General features: G+C 55.1%; 16 protein-coding genes. 8 read left to right on the top strand and 8 right to left on the bottom strand.

Annotation, left to right across the window (positions count from 1 at the left end):
* The first annotated feature begins 26 nt into the window (after window positions 1-26).
* The gene (gene trxA, locus CQ019_RS07100) at window positions 27-350 is read left to right on the top strand and encodes a thioredoxin (protein WP_096282898.1); all 324 of its coding nucleotides are present in this window, start codon (window positions 27-29) and stop codon (window positions 348-350) included.
* A 7,013-nt stretch (window positions 351-7,363) separates the two neighbouring features.
* Here trxA and CQ019_RS07085 read toward each other — a convergent pair.
* From CQ019_RS07085 to rpmH, 8 genes are all read right to left on the bottom strand, one after another.
* Window positions 7,364-8,524, bottom strand: a complete 1,161-nt coding sequence (locus tag CQ019_RS07085; RefSeq protein WP_105554048.1) for a ParB/RepB/Spo0J family partition protein — start codon at window positions 8,522-8,524, stop codon at window positions 7,364-7,366.
* 184 nt (window positions 8,525-8,708) lie between these two features.
* A complete protein-coding gene (locus CQ019_RS07080) occupies window positions 8,709-9,680 on the bottom strand; it encodes a ParA family protein (protein ID WP_258133632.1) in 972 nt (323 codons plus the stop codon).
* Window positions 9,681-9,814: 134 nt separating this feature from the next.
* Window positions 9,815-10,456, bottom strand: a complete 642-nt coding sequence (gene rsmG, locus CQ019_RS07075) for a 16S rRNA (guanine(527)-N(7))-methyltransferase RsmG (protein WP_096282904.1) — start codon at window positions 10,454-10,456, stop codon at window positions 9,815-9,817.
* A gap of 44 nt (window positions 10,457-10,500) precedes the next feature.
* Window positions 10,501-11,028 carry a R3H domain-containing nucleic acid-binding protein gene (locus CQ019_RS07070; protein ID WP_105554050.1) on the bottom strand — a complete coding sequence of 176 codons (528 nt, stop codon included), beginning with the start codon at window positions 11,026-11,028 and terminating at the stop codon, window positions 10,501-10,503.
* 2 nt (window positions 11,029-11,030) lie between these two features.
* Window positions 11,031-11,990, bottom strand: coding sequence for a membrane protein insertase YidC (gene yidC / locus CQ019_RS07065; protein ID WP_105554051.1), 960 nt, complete (start codon window positions 11,988-11,990; stop codon window positions 11,031-11,033).
* Window positions 11,990-12,367, bottom strand: a complete 378-nt coding sequence (yidD, locus tag CQ019_RS07060; RefSeq protein WP_105569331.1) for a membrane protein insertion efficiency factor YidD — start codon at window positions 12,365-12,367, stop codon at window positions 11,990-11,992. The genes yidC and yidD overlap by 1 nt, the downstream gene beginning before the upstream one ends.
* Window positions 12,367-12,717: a ribonuclease P protein component gene (gene rnpA, locus CQ019_RS07055; protein WP_105569330.1), complete on the bottom strand. Its 351-nt coding sequence runs from the start codon at window positions 12,715-12,717 to the stop codon at window positions 12,367-12,369. Before rnpA ends, yidD begins: the two co-directional genes overlap by 1 nt.
* Window positions 12,718-12,781: 64 nt before the next feature.
* Window positions 12,782-12,919, bottom strand: coding sequence for a 50S ribosomal protein L34 (rpmH, locus tag CQ019_RS07050; protein ID WP_096257183.1), 138 nt, complete (start codon window positions 12,917-12,919; stop codon window positions 12,782-12,784).
* 513 nt (window positions 12,920-13,432) lie between these two features.
* Here rpmH and dnaA point away from each other — a divergent pair.
* From dnaA to CQ019_RS07015, 7 genes are all read left to right on the top strand, one after another.
* Window positions 13,433-14,869: a chromosomal replication initiator protein DnaA gene (gene dnaA / locus CQ019_RS07045; protein WP_096282910.1), complete on the top strand. Its 1,437-nt coding sequence runs from the start codon at window positions 13,433-13,435 to the stop codon at window positions 14,867-14,869.
* Between the two features lie 468 nt (window positions 14,870-15,337).
* On the top strand, window positions 15,338-16,465 hold the full coding sequence (gene dnaN, locus CQ019_RS07040) for a DNA polymerase III subunit beta (RefSeq protein WP_096282911.1): 1,128 nt from the start codon (window positions 15,338-15,340) through the stop codon (window positions 16,463-16,465).
* 59 nt (window positions 16,466-16,524) lie between these two features.
* Window positions 16,525-17,688, top strand: a complete 1,164-nt coding sequence (gene recF / locus CQ019_RS07035) for a DNA replication/repair protein RecF (RefSeq protein ID WP_105554129.1) — start codon at window positions 16,525-16,527, stop codon at window positions 17,686-17,688.
* On the top strand, window positions 17,681-18,208 hold the full coding sequence (locus CQ019_RS07030) for a DUF721 domain-containing protein (RefSeq protein WP_105554053.1): 528 nt from the start codon (window positions 17,681-17,683) through the stop codon (window positions 18,206-18,208). Before recF ends, CQ019_RS07030 begins: the two co-directional genes overlap by 8 nt.
* A gap of 342 nt (window positions 18,209-18,550) precedes the next feature.
* Complete coding sequence (gyrB, locus tag CQ019_RS07025) at window positions 18,551-20,548, top strand: DNA topoisomerase (ATP-hydrolyzing) subunit B (protein ID WP_219843944.1); 1,998 nt, start codon at window positions 18,551-18,553, stop codon at window positions 20,546-20,548.
* Window positions 20,549-20,608: 60 nt separating this feature from the next.
* Window positions 20,609-23,236, top strand: a complete 2,628-nt coding sequence (gyrA, locus tag CQ019_RS07020) for a DNA gyrase subunit A (protein WP_105569329.1) — start codon at window positions 20,609-20,611, stop codon at window positions 23,234-23,236.
* Entirely contained in the window at window positions 23,233-23,847 is a 615-nt protein-coding gene (locus CQ019_RS07015) for a DUF3566 domain-containing protein (protein WP_105554055.1), read from the top strand. The genes gyrA and CQ019_RS07015 overlap by 4 nt, the downstream gene beginning before the upstream one ends.
* Window positions 23,848-23,932 lie beyond the last annotated feature (85 nt).

Genomic DNA, 23,932 nt, shown 5'->3' with positions numbered 1-23,932 from the left:
TAATTCGCAGAAAGGGGTTCACTCACATGAGTAACGCTAAGGCAGTAACCGAAGCAACCTTCCAGGCAGAAGTTCTGGAGTCCGAGAAGCCAGTAATCGTAGATTTCTGGGCAGAGTGGTGCGGTCCATGCCGTCAGCTGAGCCCAATCCTGGATCAGATCGCTGAGGAGCACGCAGACAAGGTCACCATCGTAAAGCTGAACATCGATGAGAACCAGGCGATTTCCGCGAAGTACGGCATCACCAGCATTCCTGCAATGTTCGTTTTCAAGGATGGCGAGCACGTCGCCTCCTCGCTCGGTGCTAAGCCAAAGGCTGTCATTGAGAAGGAATTTGCAGAATACCTGTAGATCCTAAGTAGTTGTCAAAATAGGCGTTGAGATTTCGAGCTCAACGCCTATTTTTGTCCCTACCGCTAGTCAGGGCGTGGTGGCTATGCTCAGAAAACGCGCCTCAGAGCTACGACGTATTTAACCAAGTAATATAGCTTGTTTTCTCTCAAGTAAATTGGAGATTTCATTTCCATGTGTGTTTGTTGGTCAGATTCAACATATCGACGGAAAACACGGCGCTCACCCAACCGGCTGCAGGTAGCACGTGCGCTTCGATCTCTGGCTACTTCAACTTTCTTCGAAGCAACCCGTTAGCGTGCAAAGTAGTTTAGAGCACCTTCCAGATATCGATAGCCGCTTACCAACATGAGCATCTTCGGCGATTACTTTGCATAGATGACGACATCCGCTAGCGGCACCAATCTTCTTACCAGTCATGAATCCCGAGGCTGCCATGCACAAGTCGATCCTCGTTTGAAACTCAGTAGTGCTAGTCAGAAGTGAACTCATCTTTAAAATTTTCATGTTCCTGATTCCTATGTTGCTTGGGATATAGACCAGGAAAATTCAGGAAAAAGACTACCTTCGAGATTCGGCAGTAGAAGACGTGCAACGGTGCCTTGCGAGCTCAAAGAAGAAGACGCTGGATGGGGGTCTCTCAATGTAACGGCCCGCCCTACGACGTACCTGGCAAGCGTCTCTCCTCACTGAATGTGTCAAGTAATCAGGACCAGAAGCATGGAGCGAGAACGGACCGGATGGACCTCAGAACGTTCGCAACCATGTGTCGCTACTCTACTTCGATACAGCAAGTCCAGGAGACCGGTCCACGTAACCGGTACTGGTGTACCAGTTATTGAGAATTGGTGACCGCTGAACTACCTTCGCTGTCCAGTCGCTGCACTCGTGTTAGAGCGTCGATGCCAAGTCGTGGATATCGACGCGGTTCGGCTAATAAGGCGCTATCTCGGATACCCGTTTCTCTTTTGCGCTGACTAGCAACTCACTGAGCTTTCTCGGGAACGCGGCAACGAGAAGAACCGATCGGTCTTCATTGATTCGATTACTGGTGAGAAAGCAGGCTCCTAGAAGCACGCGTATTGTTGGGGTCATCTATTGGGAAAACGCAGGTCCAGTTGTACCTCGCCGAGATTATCAACGTGACCTATAGTCGTCGTAAGTAGTTGGTCGTTCAGGGGCCTTCATAGTGTTGTTGGCAGCCCACGGTGGACAGTTCCCGGGTCTGACGATAGCGCTGCGTCTGTGTACTCGAACGAGTGGACGCATGATGCCACGGTAGTTTGCCATCCGTCCTCCTAGAATAGATTCACCTCCCCCAAGTAGAGCATTTGACTCATTGTGAGGCAGCAATAATGCCTTCCAGCGGCCTTGCCAACGAAACACGATAATCTTCCGTCTGAGCCACCCTTAGAGCCCTTGAAGACCTCTGAATAAGCAGACCCTCTATGGGGAGACTTTCGGCGGATGTCGTAGAAAGCGAAGCAACGCCCGTATGGCTCGACGGCAACAGGCTCTGCACTCACTACAAGCAATCTGTCTGGCCTGCCAGGTTCAATTCAGGGGTTCACGCGGATACGAACTTGGATCGGTTTGTTCAGCATAGGATCTGGGTTGAGCCGGGCAACTTCAACATGTAGGTGCAACCCTCATGGCTACGGATCAAGGGTGTTGTTGAATATTAGTAGGTTTGGGGACCACCCAATATTGCCTTTGAAAGCCAGCGTTATTGCCGTTGGGGACCAGCAGCTGCCCTGAAGGGTGCCACTGGCCGCCAACGGTATTCCTTTCTATACGAGGTTCAACTGCTCACGCATGTTGTACGTCCCGGTTTCGCACCACGTCGTATTGTGAATGATTCGATCCATAATCGCGTCCGCATGCACCCCAGAACCAAGCCGCTGATGCCAGAGGCTTCGTTGTCAGAGGATCAATACACGTGTCGCTCCCGGAACTGTTCCACCTTCTGGTGGTTAGTTAGGTCCCGAGATCTGCCAGTGAAAACTTGACGTTAAGAGTGAATGTTCGTTGGCGCAGCCGCAATCAGTTCTGAAATCGACCGAACCTCATTTATCAGACAATCTGGTCCGCCCGCCCCCGATCGTCGAACGGTGAATACCATGTCGTCTCGCAAATAGCGTTGTTTCACGTGAAACAAACGTCATTTCTGGTCTGGCCTCGAAAGGGCTAGATTCCATTCTGTCTTCCGTTGATTGACGTTCGAAATCGCGCGTCGACGATCGCCGTTTTCAATAATGGAAGGGACCAGTAGCGCACAATTCTGTACCCGAAGAACATATTTGCGTCCCGTGCTGACATGGAGCGGCTTTTCTCGTCGCCAGCTATACAACACCATGGATTCTGTAATTCCAACCTTTAAGTGAGTGAAGAATGTTTCACGTGAAACACGCGCAGATGATGAGTATCAGGAGGACCGCGAACCGAACTGCCCCAAGTGTAGTGAAAAATATCAGCACTACGCCTAGACGGTAGCAAGAACTATAAAAACCGTTTCGTCGCAGACGCCATTGTAGAACCTGGCGCCACATCCCGATTACCCGTAATGAGTTCCAGAATCACTGCGGGAGCAGCCAGTGATTCGGTCGGATGTTCTCATCGATTCGTCAGGTGCCTAATCTGGATAGATGACCTTTTGTCCCACACTGGCTTTCAGCGAGAAATCACAAGTGCACAGTCATCGTTTTTGAGCGGAACTCCTAGTAGCTCTCAAACGCCGGCAAACGAGAACGAGATGCAGACAGCCGATATTTGCCTAGTACCTCTCCCCCACTACATCTGGGATAAGCCCTTCATTTCGCACCTGTCCCGATTGCGCGACATGCTGGATGCTACCGATATTTCCGTTGGGAGACGGTACCTACTTGTGCCGGAGATACAGCGGCCGCCAATGCGAATGTCCATGCCCAACAGCACGGATGATCTCCAGTATTCTGAACCTTTCGAAAACGTTCCAGATGGTACCGCGGAAGAGCCTGCCCATCTCATCTCGCAACGGATGCCGATGCCGAGTAACTAAGTCTCCAGACACTGAGTACAAGATAACGTTGAGCGACAACAGCGGCGTGCATATCTCCAAGCAGCAACGTTCCGAACCAGAAGCAATTTTTCCTTGGCACATGCCGGCAAGACTCCATCCATCGCGACGTTATTCTCATCGCTATGGACTTGTGGAACGTAACCGTAGCCATTGAATCCTTCTCGCGAAGTCTGCCAGGCTTCTTTCGTCGGGTCGGGCAGCCTTCGGCAACGTAGATCCCAACGATGCCGGTGAACCCTATGGCAGTGCCCAAAGAGAACATTCATGTTTCTTTGGGATAGTCCCACACGTAGTACCGTCGGTTGCCACAGGAGTAGACGTTCAGAAAAATACGATCGTGAAATCGCTCGGGAAGCGGATCAGTTGAATATTTGACGATTTGAAAGCGCCAATATGGCCACTCAGAACCGCCAATGGCGCCCCTGAGAGCCATGAATTGGAATCCTTCCGCCATATGACAACATCTGTTGGAGGGAGCAATGCAATTGGTGCGATAAAACAATGCGAAGCTGACACGCTTGCTTCCCGTCGAAGGAATATCGGGGCGGAGTATCGACGTCTCGCGAAACATCTTCAGAAACAACGCATACAACGTCCTAGATGCCGAATTAGAAACCGAAAACACCGGAACGGGAACCCAGGCAAACTATAGGAACCTGTTTGGTAGTTTTTAGTCCCTGGCCTCGGGGAGCATTAGGGCTCGTTCACTCCGCCTGACTGGAATACGGTGTCTAAGCAATTCCCGAGAGTCGGAGTGACACTCAAATTCCTGCATGGACGCGATCATGGAGCGGATCGGGCAAAATACGATCTGAGTCGATACTACGAGCTACAACATGAGGGAGAAAAGGTCCTTGGACTAGGCTATAGGATGTTGTTGCGGTTACGTGGTGCCTCCCGAAAGGTTCGGGCCCTCAACAAGCACATTGGTGGCTATGGAAGGGTATATCCGGAGGCTCCCATACCTCCCGATTTTCGATCAGTATTCATTGAGTATGGGATTTGGAGCTACCGCGCGAAAATACCGAACGCAACTTCAATCGAAGCGTGTGCCGTACTGTCGCAGTGACATCAGATCACCGATCATTCCGAAGGTATACATCCCGTCTGCTACGCCCATGATCTCGTCAGTCGGACCTGTCTACCTCTTCTTGGTAACCTCTACATCGGACACTTGTTCAGCGCTCAAGAGCTGAAAGGTCCCGATATTTCACATACGCCCTACTCCCCTGATCTTCTTCGTGACTGGGGTGCCAACATGGGTATCACTAGAAATTGCTGCAGGACAGAAGCATGCACTCCCATGATGCAACTGGACTTCCAAGGATATTATTCGCCGTGATCGATTGGGCGGTGCCAAATTCATTCAGAAGTATCTTGTATCTAGTCGTGATGCCGATCCAACTATCGATATCATCTAAGGATTGAGCTCGGACCGCTACAGCTTTGACAGTGTTGCCGGCAGGGTTGAGAAATATTGCCATCCGACTTGTCTGAACTGAAATTCAATCAGCGTGTTGGATGTCGTAGGTAATCTCGATGTCGGTGTTGGACATCAGATGCGCTGCAGGCGCCCCCTGGCAGAGCATCTAGAGATTATCCTCATCATCGGTTCTCAGTACTTACTATGATCACTCTATGATTTTGGGATTCGATCCAGCCCGCTAGTTCCTTCTACATTGGTGACACGCAATGTAGTTCCGATGTCAGCCGATCCATGGCGCCATGTTTCACGTGAAACAGAGCATGCCCCATATCCAAGATATTCTGATTTATTGAATACGAACCGGAGCTTTAGCGAGACCAGCACCGATCGCGTCTAGCTAATTTTAAACCGAACACGCTCGAGCATTCGGAGCTCAGTTTGGACCTACGGTCAAATATCAGCGTCCTCGACGCCACTGGAAAGCCGATGATTCTATGCGTGAATACATGAGTATTCGGAGCCTTGAGTGTCACCGAATATTGCCTTTCGATCCGTACCACTAGATTCGAGGGTAAGCGTCGGAGCTGGCAAGGTAGCAAGGTAGCAAGGTAGCAAGGTAGCAACACTATCCGACCAACCCACCTCGATTACTTCTACACCAAGAAGATGCCTTCGGCTATCTACCATCCGAGGAACAGAGGGAATGCCCATGCCCTCTGTTGAACGCTGCCAAATGGAATCTTGTCAGTCGCTCCGTCTCTGGTGCTAGTCGAAGATCTGTGAACCTAGTTGTTCTAGGACTCGAAAAATCGCTTTGGAGAGCTATACCCAATGCGACGAAAATGAATAGCACCGCCCACAGACAATGCTGTTGCAATCATCACTCGGCATGTTCACAAAAAATCCTGCCCGTAAACCGTTGCCGGTACAGAATAGATAAAGCACTGAGGTACCACAGGATACGCAACTCCGAAGGCTGGTGGCACTCACAGCGTGGATGACGTTTTTATGCCCCCTAAGGCCTGTATTTAGGGCAACGTGCAGCTGGTTATTTTACGGTTCTAGGCAATGAAGCAAAGTAGACCAACGGATCCTCTGGATCACGGAGTCTATAGTACCTCCCCCGATAGGAACGCATCGGTACAATATTCGAGTGTAGTGAATGTCTGCCCCCTGGCTTATCCTCATTCCTGCGGTATTCAATCGTGCCGCTAGTTCCTGCCCGAGCTTGCTGGAACCGTCTCCAACGGCTATTACCGCGACCGGGCGAATTCACAATACGGGATACCCCGAAGGCAATAAACCGCAAACTTCCCCAGCGCGAATCAAGATATTTTCACTACGTAGCCCTAATTACTTTTCCAAAGGGACTGCTGGTCCCCAACGGCAATAACGCTGGCTCCAATAGGCAACGTTGCGGGGTCCCCAAACCTACTAATATTCAACACTAACGAGTTCTCAAAACATGATCGTCGTTTGCCCGGCAATTCGTTGGCACGCCTTCAATCGTCAGGAATCTGTTGGCGTGCATGGAGATCAGCCGACGTGCGGCCAGAAAATTGCCCACTGGCGGACAATTAATGCGACATCCTAATAAACCACCGCATTCGCTGAGTGAATGATCAAAGCCCGCCGTCTTATCAGCGACCACCTTCAACAAAGGTACTGCTGATGACCGTCTCATTATATGAAGGCAATGCGCCACCCAGATGGTCGGCGCCTCCCCTTTCATTGCATCTATCAGACATGGCCAAATTAGAGCAGACAACGATTTGAACTCTCATTGCTTCTCCCATCGCCACGCGCTCACGCCCGAAGCAACCATCAGATTGTTCCAAGTGCACCTTGGTCGGCATAGAACCGAGCTCGTTACCGCTGGTCCTTCTGCCCGGTGACCTTGTTCAAGGACATTCGATATGGCAGTAGTTCTGGGCCCTGAAACTTACTTCAATCAGAGGTGCAGGTACCGCTCTCGCATATCCACAATTACGCGAACAACGAGCACGCTACTGTCAGATCCGAAGCTGAACACTTGAGCCATTATCTGCGTGAATCAAATCAACGGTTTCAACATCGCCGGATGAGAAGAGAATTCAGCTGCAAGGATTCCTAGATCAAATAAGTTACATCGGACCGTTTTCGGTTTAGGAAAGTCACTACTGGTTCAATGAGGTCAAGTTTGGGTGACGCTCGCATTCTGGGCAAGAACTGATTCGGTTCACGGTGTTCCGCCTTTCCGTTTTTGTGTTTTCACGGGTCACCGCTGATCTGTTTCCTCGACTGACATGCTTGCAGCATCTCTGGTCTGGTTGACTCCTTCCTTCTAAGTGCCCAGCATGGCCTGTGCGCAGCCCCTCAGAAGCCATGTACGCCCTAGGCTGAGGTCTCCTCCAATTCTGGTCAGTTCGACCGGCTGAAGCGCTTACAAGGATCATTCGGTGTATCCGGCTTGCTGCGCGTAGGCGGATAAAAAAAATGGTGTCGGGTATGTTTCACGTGAAACATACCCGACACCGCAAGAGCAAGTGGCTACTTCTTCAAGTCCGGATCTAGGACTTCCATAATTCTATTTAGGTCCTCCACCGAGGCAAACTCGATGCTGACTTTACCTTTTTTGGTACCCAATTGAATCTTGACGCTAGTGTCCAAACGATCAGCCAACGACGTCGCCAAAAAATCCAGCCGCTCGTTACGCTGGTTCTCACGTGCCTTAACGGTCTTCTTAGCTGGCTTGTCGCCGCTAAGGGCCACTGCCTCCTCCGTAGCGCGAACGGACAATCCTTCATTGACGATTCGTTGAGCAAGTTGCTCAATTGCTTCTCCATTGGATAAACCGAGCAGTGCACGTGCATGCCCGGCCGACAATACGCCGGCGGCCACTCGTCGCTGCACCAGGGCAGGCAGTTTCATCAGCCGGATTGTGTTCGAAATCTGCGAGCGTGATCGCCCAATACGATCCGAAAGTACTTCCTGAGTGCAATTGAATTCTTCAAGAAGCTGCTGGTAAGCCGCGGCCTCTTCAAGTGGGTTGAGCTGCGAACGGTGAAGATTCTCAAGGAGTGCATCACGAAGTAGGTCGGTATCCAGCGTATCTCGGACGATAGCCGGAATCGTAGACAGTCCTGCGGCCTGAGTCGCCCTCCAACGACGTTCACCCATGACCAGTTCATATGGTGCATCGTTGTCTTCTCGCGAGGGACGAACAACAATTGGCTGGAGCAGGCCAATTTCCCGAATCGAATGGATGAGTTCATCCATGTGTTCCTGGTCAAAATTCGTTCGGGGTTGCTTACGGTTCGGATGAATCTGGTCAACGTTGAGTTCAGCAAAACGAGCTCCCGGTACGTCTACCAAGCCATTTGCCGGCTCCTCCAGCACCCCTCCCCGGTCGTTACTCTGCGGGACAGGTTCGGTCTTGCGCGGAGCGACGGTCGTGTTGAGTCCAGGCATTGCCGCCCGAGGCTTCTTCGCACTCTTTGCAGGTGCCGCTTTCGGCGCAGAGGAAGCCGACTTGCGTCCCGGCTCAAAGAACATGTCTACAGGACGAGCTGTCTTCGTCTTGCTCTGGTCGGAGGTAGGTATCGATGTTTCACGTGAAACATCGTCTTTAATCTCTGCCACAGCCCCGGATGGCGAACTGGAAATCAGCGCACCAAGCCCTCTGCCTAAGCCACGCTTCTTGTCAGCCATATAGCGGCACTCCTTTTCATCCAAATTCTCAACCCACGACTAGTCTACTGTTTACGTGAGTAACTAGGGGGATGTTGACAATTTTCCTTTTAGGGAGTCATGGGTCTATTGAAGATGAAACTTCTATCCTAAAAACAACGAAAAACAAGTGAATTCCAGATCTTGTTGTCTAGAACGTTCTGTCTTAGGATTTTACCGCTCGTTCGGCGATCTCTATGGCTGCCTCCATATAAGACAACGCGCCGGTGGAGCTCGGGTCGTAAGTAATTACGGTCTGCTGGTAACTCGGGGCTTCCGAGATGCGTACAGATCGAGGTATGACGGCGCCGAGAACTTGCTCTGGGAAATGTTCCCGCACTTCGTTGGCTACCTGTGCCGCCAAATTGGTCCGGCCGTCATACATGGTGAGCAGTATCGTGGAAACAGTTAATTTTGAATTCAAATGCTTTTGAATCATCTCAATATTCTTCAAAAGCTGGCTCAGACCCTCCAACGCGTAGTACTCACACTGAATTGGGATGAGCACTTCCCTGGCAGCCACAAATGCGTTGACAGTCAATAGGCCCAAGCTCGGCGGGCAGTCTATGAATACGTAGTCCAGACGAGGAAGTCCCTTGCGTTGACGAGTGCGCGCATAGTCATCCAATGCTCGCTGCAACCGCTGCTCTCGGGCCACCAAAGAAACTAATTCAATTTCAGCACCCGCAAGATGAATAGTTGCCGGGGCCACTTCCAATGTGGGTAGCTCAGGGCAAGTCGCAATGACATCTGCCAAAGGAAGATCATTGATAAGTACGTCGTAAATGCTATCGACTTCCGAATGATGCTCAATACCTAGAGCTGTCGATGCATTGCCCTGCGGGTCGATATCGATTACCAGAACGTTCAGACCACTCTTGGCCAAACCCGCCGCAAGGTTAACTGCCGTCGTCGTCTTGCCCACTCCACCCTTTTGGTTGGAGATAGTGAGGTATCGAGTCTTCGGCGGCGTTGGGACTTCTCGCTCCGAAATCGCTTCGCGGCGCCTATGTTCATTGGCCAGCTGACTAGCTAACGGCGAAGAAGAATCATTAAAGTCAAAAACGTTGCTCGACGAACCTTTAGCCTTGGACAAAGGTGAAACTCCTCCTCGTGAATTGATGCGTTCAAAATCCATGAACCCACCGACGATGTTTCACGTGAAACACACGAAAACAAACGTCTTAGTATGCGTTCAAGCTGAATCTCGAAAGATACTCAGGTCTTGGGTTATTCCGCATCTAAAGCTACTTAAAGACTAACGCCTAAGTATTAGCCAACCTTGATTTGAACCACCGTGGTGACTTCTTCCAGCATGTCTTCACCGACAGTGACTACCTTAGTTTCGGTGCCACCAAGCTTGCGGATGACCTTCTGCGCCTTATCAATTTCTTCTGCGGCGGAACGTCCCTTGATGGCGATAAGGTCACCTTGCCCGTGCAGCAGTGGGATGGTCAGGCCTGCGAGGTTACTCAACGCCGAGACCGCTCGGGCAGTCACGTAACGGGCATTGATGGTCTCAGTCATCTGCTCGGCGCGTCCACGCATCACGGTCACATTGTCCAGACCGAGGTCGTCGATGACTTCTGTCAGCCAGATGCAACGGCGTTCTAAGGGTTCAATCAGCGTCAGCTTGAGATCCGGACGTGCGATGGCCAAGCACAGGCCAGGAAGGCCCGCACCGCTGCCTACATCGGCTACTTCAGCATCGCGCTCCATCAACGACTCGATCACGGCGCAGTTGAGCACGTGGCGGGACCACAGACGAGGGACTTCACGCGGGCCAAGCAGCCCTCGTTCAATGCCTGACGTAGCAAGGTGCGCTACGTAGCGCTTAGCAAGATCCAGTCGGTCACCGAAAATCTTTTCGGCAGCTACGGTCTCCGCTGCTGTAAGGCTGAGGTCCTCAGTCATTGCATAGTTCCTTTGAACGATTGAAAACGCGCGGTGCGAATTACTTAGTTATCCAGCGTCGATACGACGATGTGGCGACGGGTGGATTCACCTTCGGATTCCGAATGCAGTCCAGCATCCGCAATGACATCGTGAACAAGTTTGCGTTCGTACGCGCTCATCGGCTCGAGGTGTACTGGCTGTCCCGACTTTCGCGCCTCGGCGATGGCTTCCGTGGCTAACTGCTGCAGTTCTTCGGCACGGTTTGAGCGATACCCGGCAATGTCCAAGACTAAGCGTGAACGCTCGCCAGTGGCATTGAGAACAGCCAGGCGGGTTAGCTCCTGCAGTGCATCGAGTACCTCACCGTCCTTGCCTACGAGGCTGTTCAGGTCGGTGGTGGCTTCCTCGGCGACGATGGAAATGTACGTTCGTCCGCCACGGATTTCGATGTCGATGTCGCCATCGAGATCGGCAATATCCAACAGTTCCTCTAGGTAGTCCGCGGCAACATCGCCTTCGTCGACTACCTCTTCATTTTGCTCGACCTGGTCGGTCAGCTCAGATACTTCGGTGTTCTCAGTTGCAGTCATGACTACTTCTTCCGGCGATTCTTACGCTTTGGCTGCTCGCGCTGGCCCTTAGGTTCTTCGATCGCTGGGGTCTCGGACTCATCCAGCTTCTTCTGTCCCACAGGAGGCAAACCCTTGGCAGCGCGACGAGCGTTGAGTTCGCGTTCTGCCTCAGAGCCTGGAGTTGGGTTGTTGCGAATGACCCAGAACTGCTGTCCCAAGGTCCAAAGGTTCGATGCGGTCCAGTAGATCAGCACGCCGATTGGGAAGTTAATACCACCGATGCCGAAGACCAGAGGCAGGATGTAGAGCATCATCTTCTGCTGCTGCATGAACGGGCCCTGCAGGGCTTCCTGGCTCATGTTCTTGGTCATCAGCTGGCGCTGGGTGAAGAACTGCGAGGCGGTCATCGCGAGGATCATGATGACCGCAACGATGATTACTGCCCAGTTGATGGCACCGGAATTGATGGTGCCCAAGAAGGTCTCGGAAAGCGGTGCCCCGAGGATCGAGGACTGGTCGAAGCTGCGGATATGGTCAGCGGACAAGGCACCGATTGAACGGCCGTCATCGCTGGCACGGGAAGCTTCGTTAAGCACGCGGAAGAGGGCGAAGAAGAATGGCATCTGCACGAGCAGAGGCAGGCAGGAAGACAGTGGGTTGGTCTTGTGCTTCTTGAACAGCGCCTGCTGTTCTTGCACCATGGCCTGACGCGACATCTGGTCGGTCTTGCCCTTGTACTTCGCCTGGAGCTTGCGCAGGTCGGGCTGCAGCGCCTGCATCGCACGCTGGCTCTTGATCTGCTTGACGAAGACCGGAATCAGCAGTGTACGGATGAGCAGAACCAGGAAGATGATGGACAAGGTCCAGGTCACTCCCGAGCCCTCGTCCATACCCATGATGGTGAACAGTTCGTGGAAGGCCCACAGGACCCACGACACGGAATACGTGAACGGAGTCAATATGGTGTCTAGAAAGTTCATTAGCGGTCAAGCTCCTTGTGGCCGCTATCCGCGGCGTCTTCATCGTCGGGAATCACAGGATGATTCAGAACTATGATCCTCGGCAGTTTACCTTCGGGCCAAATCCGTGGACCCTCCGGAACGTGGTCTACGCCGCCGTGGGAAAATGGATTACACCTCAGAACCCGCCAGGCAGTCAAGACGATACCTTTGACGGCACCGTGCTGAGTCACCGCTTCGAGCCCATAGGCAGAACAGCTAGGAAAGTATCGGCATACATCGCCATAAATTGGCGAGATGATCTTTCGGTAGAACTTAAGAAACCCGATAAGAAGATTGCGTGGAATATCAATGATGAACCACACAGGTCCGGTTCGGAAAGTTAAGTCCTTACGCATCAGCGGACCTCTGTTTTACGAAGCACGGATGCGAAAGCAGTGTTGACCTGTGATCGCAGCTCTTCCCAAGAGAGCTCAGCAGCTCCAGGCAGGGCACGAACGACGATATCCAGGTTTCCATCCACGCGCCTAAGCTCGTGGGCAACTTCGCGCATGCGACGTTTCGCCAGGTTCCGCTTAACCGCAATTCCCACTGCCTTGGAGACAATAAATCCAAACCGGTCCCCCATGACCCCTTCGGGGCGAGGGCGTGCATATAGCACGACGTTCCGGCGTCCGCTTCGGGCGCCGGAACGTACAGTGACTGTAAGGTCTTGCGCTAAGCGCAATCGCTGATTCTTTGGCAACATTTTTGGCCTAGACGGATCTAGTTGAGTCCATCAGAACTATGCAGCCAAAAGCTGATCCACAAATTTATGCGGAAAGCTCGGTGCGGCTCTTGCCGCGACGAGCCGAAAGAATTGCGCGACCCGCACGGGTACGCATACGAAGACGGAAACCGTGCTTCTTAGCACGACGACGGTTGTTTGGCTGAAAAGTCCGCTTGCTCACGGTGACACTCCAAGAATTTTAAGTGATGCGCCGTACCCGCTACTAGCTAGCTGGATAACAACAGGCTGACGCTCGTTCTTTATAAAATGTGTGATTTCGCGGGCTCTTCTAAAAACTGAGCAGGTCACAAAACGCACACATAGGACTGAATAACGATAGGAAAATTTGAGCCGTAGGTCAAATTGGCGCGCGGTAACAGCGCCCCTGTGAATATCAGAGCGCTGCCTGTGAATAATCTACCCCAAACTTGTGGATTACGACAGCTTTCAACGAAAGACACCTCACATTCTGACGCGAAAAACCACGTCAAAGCGGCCCTCAAAAGCCTAGATTTCAAGGGAAAAGACGTTTTCCACAGCCAAACTGCTAACTTTTTCCACCAGACTGTGCATAACCATGTGGATAGTGGATAGAATCAGTGGTGATAGCGTCGCCAGAATGGCGAAAACAAAGCCGAAAATCGGGTTTTGTGTGATCAACATTGCATTAAATGATGGAAGTGGGACGCCCTTAGTGAGTAGCGACGAGACCAATAGTATTGGGAGCTCCTGGCGTCAAGTCATCCGCAAGATCGAAGACGACGATCGGGTTAAAGCCCGCCACCGTCCGTTTGTGTCCTTAGCCAAGCCCCAGGGTCTCATCGGAAGTACCCTTCTTGTTGCAGTGCCAAATGACCTCACCCGTGACATTCTGCAGACTCAACTACGCGAGCCGCTGGATCAAGCACTGCGCGAAGTCTTCCAGGACGATATTCGTTGCGCGGTAAGCGTCGACCTGTCTCTGGCCGAAGACGTCGAACAGCCGGTCGAGGAAAAACCAGCACCTGTTTCCACCCCAGCCCCGGTTCCGGAGACTCCCGGCCCACGCCCACAGCCGGCGCCCCAGCCGACTCCCCCCTCAAATTCCCAAGAGTTCGGTCGCCTGAATCCGAAGTACATATTCGATACCTTCGTGATCGGCTCTTCGAATCGATTTGCGCATGCGGCCGCCGTTGCCGTTGCCGAAGCGCCGGCGAAGGCCTACAACCCGCTATTCATCTACGGCGATTCTGGTTTGGGTAAGACGCACCTACTTCATGCGATTGGGCATTACGCGCGTCACCTCTACAAGGGCATTCGTGTTCGCTACGTGAATTCCGAAGAATTCACCAACGATTTCATCAACTCCATCCGTGATGACGAGGGTGCCAGTTTCAAACAGACCTACCGCAACGTCGACATTCTGCTGATTGACGATATTCAGTTCTTGGCAAATAAGGACGCGACGCAAGAAGAGTTCTTCCACACCTTCAATGCCCTGCATAATCACAACAAGCAGGTAGTGATCACCTCCGACTTGCCGCCGAAGCAGCTCCAGGGCTTTGAAGATCGAATGCGTTCACGCTTCGAATGGGGTTTGCTTACCGATATCCAGCCGCCTGAATTGGAAACTCGAATTGCGATCTTGCGCAAGAAGGCGGATGCGGAGAACCTTTCTGCCCCGGGCGACGTGATGGAATACATTGCTTCACGCATCTCTACGAATATCCGTGAGCTCGAGGGTGCACTCATTCGAGTGACGGCCTTCGCCTCATTGAATAACCAGCAAGTAGACCTTGCCCTGGCCGAAACCGTTCTGAAGGATTTGATCAGCGCCGACGGTGCCCAGGAGATCACGCCCTCAACCATCATCAAGCAGACCGCCGAATACTTCGGACTGAGCATTGATGAGCTCAACAGTAAGTCACGTACTCGAACGCTGGTCACTGCACGTCAGATCGCGATGTACCTCCTGCGGGAATTGACCGATATGTCTCTGCCGAAGATCGGTGCCGAACTCGGTGGACGTGACCATACCACCGTGATCCATGCCGATCGCAAGATTCGTGAACTGATGGCCGAACGTCGTGCGATCTTCAACCAGGTGACAGAACTGACAAACCGCATCAAACAAAGCCAGCGCGAGCACTGATTCACGAAAACCACAGCTGTGGATAAGGCTGTGGAGTAGTTGGAGACAACCTGCGCATAACAAGCACCTCGAGTGTGGACTGCGAAAAGAGTGACACTGAGTTTCAACAGGGCACTGGAACTGAGTGTCACTCCCAGTCACAGATTGTTCACATGCACAATTGGTTCAATCTATGGGATCGCGGCGGTTATCCACAGTATCCACAGGGGTTATTAACACTACTTCCTTTAAACACTTATTCATCCAAATAACGAGACCTCTCCCCGATACACCCGTTTTGAACGATTTTTTGTTCATAAGTTCGCTGCACTGCACACCTCGGAATCTTCTATGAAGCTTCATGAGGAAAGTCGTGGCAAGATTAAGTGGAGATATCGTGTAGCTACCTGCTCTATGCTTAAGAACTTGGCGGGAAACAAGCTTCTTGGCCTGACTTAAGACTTATGGGTTCCGAAAGGCGGATTTTTCGTGAAGTTCAGCGTTGAAAAGGATGTATTGGCAGACGCCGTTTCTTGGACCGCAAGGTCTCTAGCGCAGCGTCCACCATCTCCAGTACTTGCTGGCATTTTGATCACTACCCATGAGGGCATCGTTCGCCTTGAGGGATTTGATTACGAGATCTCATCCCATATTGAAATACCTGCCGATATAGCAGAACAGGGTGAAGTGCTGGTTTCTGGCAAGCTTCTTGCAGAAATTACCCGATCTTTGCCTAATTCAACGGTGACGCTGGAAACCGATGGCACGAAGATTACGGTTTCCTGCGGCCGTTCTCGTTTCCACTTGGCAACCATGCCCGTGGATGAATACCCGACGCTTCCTGCGCTTCCAGAAGTTGCGGGAACCATTAATGGACAAGCTTTCTCCGAAGCCGTATCGCAGGTCATCGTTGCTGCGTCCAAAGATGATACTCTTCCGGTTCTTACCGGCATCAAGGTAGAAATCGTAAACGATCTCATTACCTTCCTGGCTACCGACCGTTACCGCTTGGCGATGCGCGAACTGAACTGGTCCCCTAACCAGCCAGAAGTTTCTACCTCATTCTTGATCAAGGCGAAGACCTTGAGTGAAGTCGCGAAAACACTTTCGAGCGCCGGTGATTTGAAGCTGGCTATCAGCCCTAACGGCGAAATGATTGGTTTCGAAAGCGCCAATCGCCGAACCACCTCGCTGCTGATCAATGGCGACTATCCAAAGATTCGTTCGCTGTTCCCGGACAACACCCCCATCCATGCGACCGTTCGTACCAGCGATCTAATCGAAGCAGTACGCCGCGTCTCGGTGGTTGCCGAACGTAATACTCCGGTTCGCATGGCTTTCACCGATGGTCAGCTGACCCTGGATGCGGGAACCGGCGAAGATGCCCAGGCCGAAGAGGCGATCGTTGCTTCGCTTCGGGGTGAAGACATCACCGTGGCGTTCAACCCCACATTCCTGAGCGAGGGCCTAGGCTCCTTCAATACCGACTACGTGCGGTTCTCCTTCACCAGCGCACCTAAACCTGCGATGATCACCGGTCAGAAGCAGATCGACGAAGACGATCAGGACCAGTACCGGTACCTGGTCATGCCAGTTCGATTGCCAAACTCGAACTAGCAACAACCTCGCGGTGGATGGCCTGGCCATCCACCGCTTCGCAGCTTCCAGGACTCTCGGTGTATATCTCGCAGCTTTCCCTCACGAGCTTTCGCTCGTACGTGCAGGCCGACGTGCAACTTGCCCCGGGCATTAATGTACTGGTCGGCCCCAACGGTGTGGGCAAAACCAACATTGTTGAGGCCGTCGGCTATCTAGCGAATCTTTCCTCGCACCGGGTCAGTAGCGATGCCCCATTAATTCAATTCGGGTCCGAACGAGCACTGATCCGCGGCACCTTGCACCGCGGTTCCCAGACCTCCTCGCTCGAGGTCGAAATTACCAGCGGCAAGATCAACCGTGCCCGAATCAATCGGGCCAATCCGGTGCGAGCACGTGAAATTCTTGGACTCGTTCGAACCGTCCTGTTTGCTCCCGAGGACCTTGCCCTGATCAAGGGCGACCCCTCGAACCGTCGCCGCTTCCTGGACGAGATGCTCATCTCCCTGCGGCCCATCGAAGCCGGCACCAAAAACGACTACGAGCGAATCGTGAAGCAGCGCAATGCGTTGCTCAAATCGATCCGCGGGAAATCCAAATTGAATTCCTCGCAGGAAAGTACCCTGCAGGCTTGGGACATGCAGCTTGCGAACTGCGGGGCACGCCTCATCCGGGGACGGCTGAACGTCTTGGCGCTGCTGCGTCCGTACATGGAGGCCGCCTATGCGGACCTCGCCGATGGCAAGAAGCACGCCGGTGCAATCTATCGCTCCTCGCTCGAGGGAGAGAACGATGAGAATTCGCTTCCCGCCAACGATCTCGAGGCAATGGCCCAGGACGAGATTCGGGAATTGTTGCTGAATTCCATCGAGGCAAACCGATCACGTGAATTGGATCGCGGAATTTCTCTCTTCGGCCCGCATCGCGACGATCTGACCTTGACCTTGGGGGCGACCCCGGCGAAGGGCTACGCCTCACATGGCGAAACCTGGTCGTTTGCGCTCGCTTTGCGTTTGGCAGCCTACCGAGTCTTTGGCGATGACGATCCGCGAACCGGCTCGGGTCCAATCCTGATCCTCGATGATGTCTTTGCTGAGCTGGATGCGACTCGACGAGACAGGCTGGCTCATATTGTGTCCGGTGCCGAACAAGTTCTTGTCACGGCCGCGGTTGCCGCCGATGTCCCCGAAGCTTTGAAGGGGCATTTTTTCCAAGTCAGCCCCGGCCAGGTCAGCGATGTCTGAGGAAGAGCTCGACTCAGCCAAGGCGCTGCTCAATCGCATGCGCAAGCTTGCCGAGGAACGCGGAGAGCCGAGAATCGATGCGGCCCGAATGGAGCGGGTGAAGAAACGGCAGGCCGCTCGTCGCGGATTTGCCGCTCCCAAGGGCACCGCAAGCGAAGGATCTGCCCGTGACCCGCATGCCATCGGCGAAATCGTCAACAGAATGTCCAAATCCCGTGGCTGGAATACGCAAGTCGCCGTCGGTTCGGTACTTGGCCGGTGGGCAGAACTTGTCGGAGAAAACGTTGCGGCGCACTGCAAACCAGAATCCTTTGAAGATACGGTCGTCGTCGTGCGCTGCGATTCAACTTCCTGGGCCACGCAGTTACGCCTACTCAGCCATCAAATTTTGAAGAAAATCGATGCCGAACTAGGCCCTGGGATCGTGACTGTCATCAAGGTTCTGGGGCCCAACGCTCCATCGTGGCGGCACGGAATGCGTTCGGTCGCCGGACGTGGACCGCGAGACACCTACGGCTAAAAATGCTGGCACGGCATATGGCGCTCTAACGGACCCGGTGGCTGACTCCCCCCTCACCGGATCGCCCTCAACCGCTCAGAGAGACGGTTCTGTGGCTGCTACAGCCGATTTGAGCTTCAGGATCCCTATATATTTTGCTAAACGCGGTAGAATTAGCGGTAGTGAATGCGCGTTGTGCAGGTACGCCCTGCGCTCGTTGCACCCGACCATGATTTCTTGATACGCACCTCACTCAGGAGCGGCAGGGAATCGCGCGCCAAATTCGAGGAGTTCGTAGCACAAGTGTCTACCGAAAACGCTTCACCGCAGGAACCGGCCGAAAGCCAAGTACCCGCGGAATCGATGACTTCCAAAGTCGAACACACCTATGGCGCCCAGGACATTACCGTCCTCGAAGGACTCGAAGCGGTACGCAAACGTCCGGGCATGTACATCGGTTCCACCGGTCCACGAGGCCTGCACCACCTGGTATACGAGGTCGTCGATAACTCCGTCGATGAGGCATTGGCAGGCTACTGCGACACCATCGACATCACCTTGCAGGACGATGGTGGTGTCCGTGTCGAGGACAATGGACGTGGCATTCCCACCGACATGCACCCAACCGAAGGCAAACCTGCCGTAGAGGTCGTCATGACAATCCTGCACGCCGGCGGCAAATTTGGCGGAGGCAGCTACGCGGTTTCCGGCGGTTTGCACGGTGTGGGCATTTCCGTGGTCAACGCCCTCTCGCGCCGCGTCGATACCGTGGTTCGCCAGAAGGGCCATGCCTGGCGGATTTCCTTTGCCAACGGTGGGGTCACCACGCAGCCGCTGACCAAGGGCGAAGAAACCGACGTCACCGGCACCACCCAGACGTTCTACCCGGACCCGGAGATCTTCGAGACCGTAGAATTCGATTTCGAAACCCTGCGTGCCCGCTTCCAGCAGATGGCGTTCCTGAATAAGGGATTGCGTATCCGCCTGACCGACGAGCGCGTCGTCGAAGAGGTCGAAGCAGAGGTCGAGGAAGAGCGTGAGAACCAGGTAGTCAAGCCCCGCGTGGTCGACTACCTGTACAAGGACGGCCTGCTGGACTATGTCAAGCACCTGAACTCCGCCAAGAAGGTCGAGCTGGTCCACGAGGAGGTCATCGCCTTCGAGGCCGAAGACACCGCCCGCGGCATCAGCGTTGAAATCGCCATGCAGTGGACCAGCGCCTACTCGGAATCGGTGCACACCTACGCGAACACCATCAACACCCATGAAGGCGGAACTCACGAAGAAGGCTTCCGCGCGGCGCTGACCGGGCTGCTCAACCGGTACGCCCGCGATAACAAGATCCTGCGCGAGAAAGACGACAACCTCTCCGGGGATGACGCCCGCGAAGGGTTGACGGCGGTGCTTTCGGTGAAGCTTTCCGAACCGCAGTTCGAAGGCCAGACCAAAACCAAGCTGGGCAACTCGATGGCCCGTGGCTTCGTCCATGGTGTGGTCAACGACGAACTGGGCGACTGGTTCGAGCGCAACCCGAACGTGGCCCGCGATATCATCCGCAAGGCCCAGCTCGCCTCCCAGGCCCGCATGGCGGCCCGCAAGGCGCGCGACAATGCGCGCCGCAAGTCGCCGATGGAATCCTTCGGCATGCCCGGCAAGCTCTCGGACTGCTCCTCGAAGAACCCCGCCGAGTGCGAGGTGTTCATCGTCGAGGGTGACTCCGCAGGCGGCTCGGCCAAGCGTGGACGCGACCCGCACACCCAGGCCATCTTGCCGCTGCGCGGCAAGATCCTGAACGTCGAGCGTGCCCGCCTGGACCGCGCGCTGGGCAACGCCGAGGTGCAGGCGATGATCACCGCCTTCGGCACCGGCATCGGCGAAGAGTTCGACATGGCCAAGCTGCGCTATCACAAGATCGTGCTGATGGCCGACGCCGACGTCGACGGCCAGCACATCACCACGCTGCTGCTGACGCTGATCTTCCGCTTCATGCGCCCGCTGATCGAACACGGCTACGTGTACCTGGCCAGCCCGCCGCTGTATCGCATCAAGTGGACCAACGCGGCCCACGAGTACGTCTTCACGGACCGCGAACGCGATGACGCCCTGGTCAAGGGCGCCGCCGCGAATAAGCGCATCCCGAAGGAAAACGGCATCCAGCGCTACAAGGGCCTGGGCGAGATGGACTACTCGGAGCTGTGGGACACCACCATGGATCCGGCCCATCGTGTTCTGCGCCAGGTGGCCATGGACGATGCGGCCGCCGCGGACGAGGTCTTCTCCGTGCTGATGGGCGAGGACGTAGAGTCCCGCCGCAACTTCATTCAGCAGAACGCCAAGGACGTGCGCTTCCTGGATATCTAACGCGCGCTCCGCGCAGCGAAACGATAACCAGTAACGAATTTTGACTTGTAAAGGGATGAAATGAGCGACGAGCAAACCCCGGGGAACGAACCGTTGGACGGGGAAATCGTGCCCGCACTTGAGGGCCACGACAAGATCGACCAGATCGATCTGCAGACCGAAATGCAGCGGTCCTACCTTGACTATGCGATGGCCGTGATCGTGGGCCGTGCGCTGCCCGACGTGCGCGACGGGCTGAAGCCGGTGCACCGCCGCGTGCTGTACGCAATGTACGACGGCGGCTACCGCCCCGAGCGTTCGTACAACAAGTGCGCCCGCGTGGTTGGCGAGGTCATGGGCCAGTACCACCCGCACGGCGACACCGCGATCTACGATGCGCTGGTCCGGCTGATCCAGGACTGGGTCATGCGCTACCCGCTGGCTTTGGGCCAGGGCAACTTCGGTTCCCCGGGCAACGATGGCGCCGCCGCCCAGCGTTACACCGAAACCAAAATGGCCCCGCTGGCCATGGAAATGGTCCGCGACATCAACGAAGACACCGTTGATTTCCAGGACAACTACGACGGCAAGAACCAGGAACCAACGGTGCTGCCGGCACGGTTCCCGAACCTTCTGGTCAACGGCTCCTCGGGGATCGCGGTCGGCATGGCCACCAACATTCCGCCGCATAACCTGCGCGAGGTCGCCGAGGGCGTGCAGTGGTACCTGCAGAATCCCGAGGTCACCCGCGAAGAACTGCTTGCCGCGCTGATGCAGCGGGTGAAGGGCCCGGACTTCCCATCCGGCGCGATGATCCTGGGCACCAAGGGCATTTCGGATGCCTACCGCACCGGCCGCGGCTCGATCACCATGCGCGCCGTGGTCAACGTCGAGGAAATCCAGGGGCGCGCCTGCCTGGTTGTCACCGAACTGCCGTATATGGCGAACCCGGATAACCTCGCGGTGAAGATCGCCGAGCTGGTCCGCGACGGCAAGATCGCCGGCATCGCCGATATGCGCGACGAGACCTCCGGCCGCACCGGCCAGCGCCTGGTGATCGTGCTCAAGCGCGACGCCGTGGCCAAGGTGGTGCTGAACAACCTCTACAAGCACACCGAGCTGCAGTCGAACTTCTCCGCGAATATGCTCGCGATCGTCGACGGGGTGCCGCGCACCCTGCCGCTGGATGGCTTCATCCGCCACTGGGTGACCCACCAGATCGAAGTGATCGTGCGCCGCACCAAGTACCGGCTGAAGAAGGCCGAAGAAGAGGCCCACATCCTGCGCGGCCTGCTCAAAGCCCTGGATGCCTTGGACGAGGTGATCGCGTTGATCCGCCGGTCCTCCACCACCGAGGCAGCCCGCGACGGGCTGATGGAACTGCTGGACATCGACGAGGCCCAGTCCCGGGCCATCCTCGACATGCAGCTGCGCCGGCTGGCCGCCCTGGAACGCCAGAAAATCCAGGATCGCCACGCCGAACTGGAAACGATGATCACCGAGTTCAAGCAGATCATCGGCGATCCGCAGCGCCAGCGCACCATCGTCTCGGAAGAACTTGCCGAGATCGTGGACAAGCACGGCGATGACCGCCGCACCAAGGTGCTCATGGGATTCGACGGTGATATGAACGTCGAAGACCTGATTCCCGAAGAGGAAATGGTCGTCACCATCACCCGCGGCGGCTACGTGAAGCGCACCCGTATCGACAACTACCGTTCGCAGCAGCGCGGCGGCAAGGGCATCAAGGGTGCCAACCTGCGCGGGGACGACGTGGTGGAGCACTTCTTCGTGACCTCCACGCACAACTACCTGCTGTTCTTCACCAACCATGGCCGGGTGTACCGCACCAAGTGCTACGAATTGGCCGAAGCAGGACGCGACGCGAAGGGGCAGCACGTGGCCAACGTGATGGCCTTCCAGCCCGACGAGCACATCGCCCAGGTGCTGGATCTGCGCACCTACCAGGATGCCGAGTACCTGATGCTCGCCACCCGCAACGGCCTGGTGAAGAAGACCCGGCTGGAGGATTACGACACCAACCGCACCGCCGGTGTGATCGCCATCAACCTGCGCGAGGATGACGAATTGGTCTCCGCGCAGCTCGTTAGCGAATCAGATGACGTGATGCTCGTCTCACGCAAGGGCCAGTCGGTGCGCTTCACCGCGACCGATACGGCGCTGCGTCCGATGGGCCGCGCCACCTCCGGGGTGACCGGAATGAAGTTCCGCGAGCACGACGAACTGCTCGCCGCCGAGGTGGTCCGCGAGGACTCCTTCGTCTTCACCGTCACCAACGAGGGCTATGCGAAGCGCACCACGGTCGAAGAATATCGTGTGCAATCACGCGGTGGTTTGGGCATTAAGGTCGCTAAACTCAACGAGGAACGCGGCGAATTGGTCGGTGCGTTGATCGTTGACAACAGCGATGAGGTGCTCGTGGTGATGGCCTCGGGCAAGGTCGTCCGCTCGGCAGTTTCGCAGGTCCCTTCCAAGGGCCGCGACACCATGGGCGTGATCTTTGCGAAGCCAGATAAGAAGGACCATATTATTGCGGTTGCCAAGAACTCTGAGACGGAGCTCGAAGAGAACTTGGAGGAAGATGCCGTAACGTTGAATTCAGAAAACATGACAGATGAGTCATCTGCTGTGCCTGAAATCGCTTCGGACGCACAGAGCGATGACACCGATAACGGAGGTAACGCATGAGCACGCCCTCGACGCCTCGCCCAAGTGGCAGCGCCCCGAAGAGCGCAGCGCCGCGACCTACCCAGGTAAAGCGCCCAGCGCCAACCTCGAATGGCAACCGGCCGACCGGCGCCCGCCCGGCGCCGACCGGCCAGCAGCGCCCAGCTGCCGGAGCACCGCGCCCAGCCGCCGGGGCACCGCGTCCGGGAACCGGTCAGCAGCGCCCAACCCAGTCGCAGGAACGCCTCGTCCGCCCGGCACCGAAGGCAAAGGTGCGCAAGGCGCGGCTGCTAGCTTCGAAGGTTGAACCGTTCTCGGTACTCAAACTTGCCTTCCTGCTATCGGTAGCCTTCGGTGTGATCACCGTGGTGGCATCCGTGGCAATCTGGGCACTGCTGGATTTGACCGGAACCTTCGATTCCTTCAATCAGCTGATGCGTGACGCAATCGGTGCCGAGGGAACCTTCGACCTGCGAGATGTCGTCTCGCTGGGCCAGGTAGCCTCGTACGCAACGATCATCGCGGTGATCAACGTCGTGGTGATCTCCGTGCTCTCGATGCTCGGAGCGGTGTTGTACAACATTGCCTCCTCGCTCGTTGGCGGCGTCGGAGTTACCCTCACGGACGACTAAGAACGTGCTAGTCGAGCCCGGGTTTCGTGCTGTGATGCATGACACCCGGGCTCGATTTGTATCTTCTTGCAAACCCCGGTAAAGT

It is taken from the genome of Arthrobacter sp. MYb229 (assembly GCF_002975405.1).
GTDB lineage: Bacteria > Actinomycetota > Actinomycetes > Actinomycetales > Micrococcaceae > Glutamicibacter.
The sequence above is the reverse complement of the archived record's forward strand: the minus strand, read 5'-3'. Positions and strand labels throughout refer to the sequence as shown.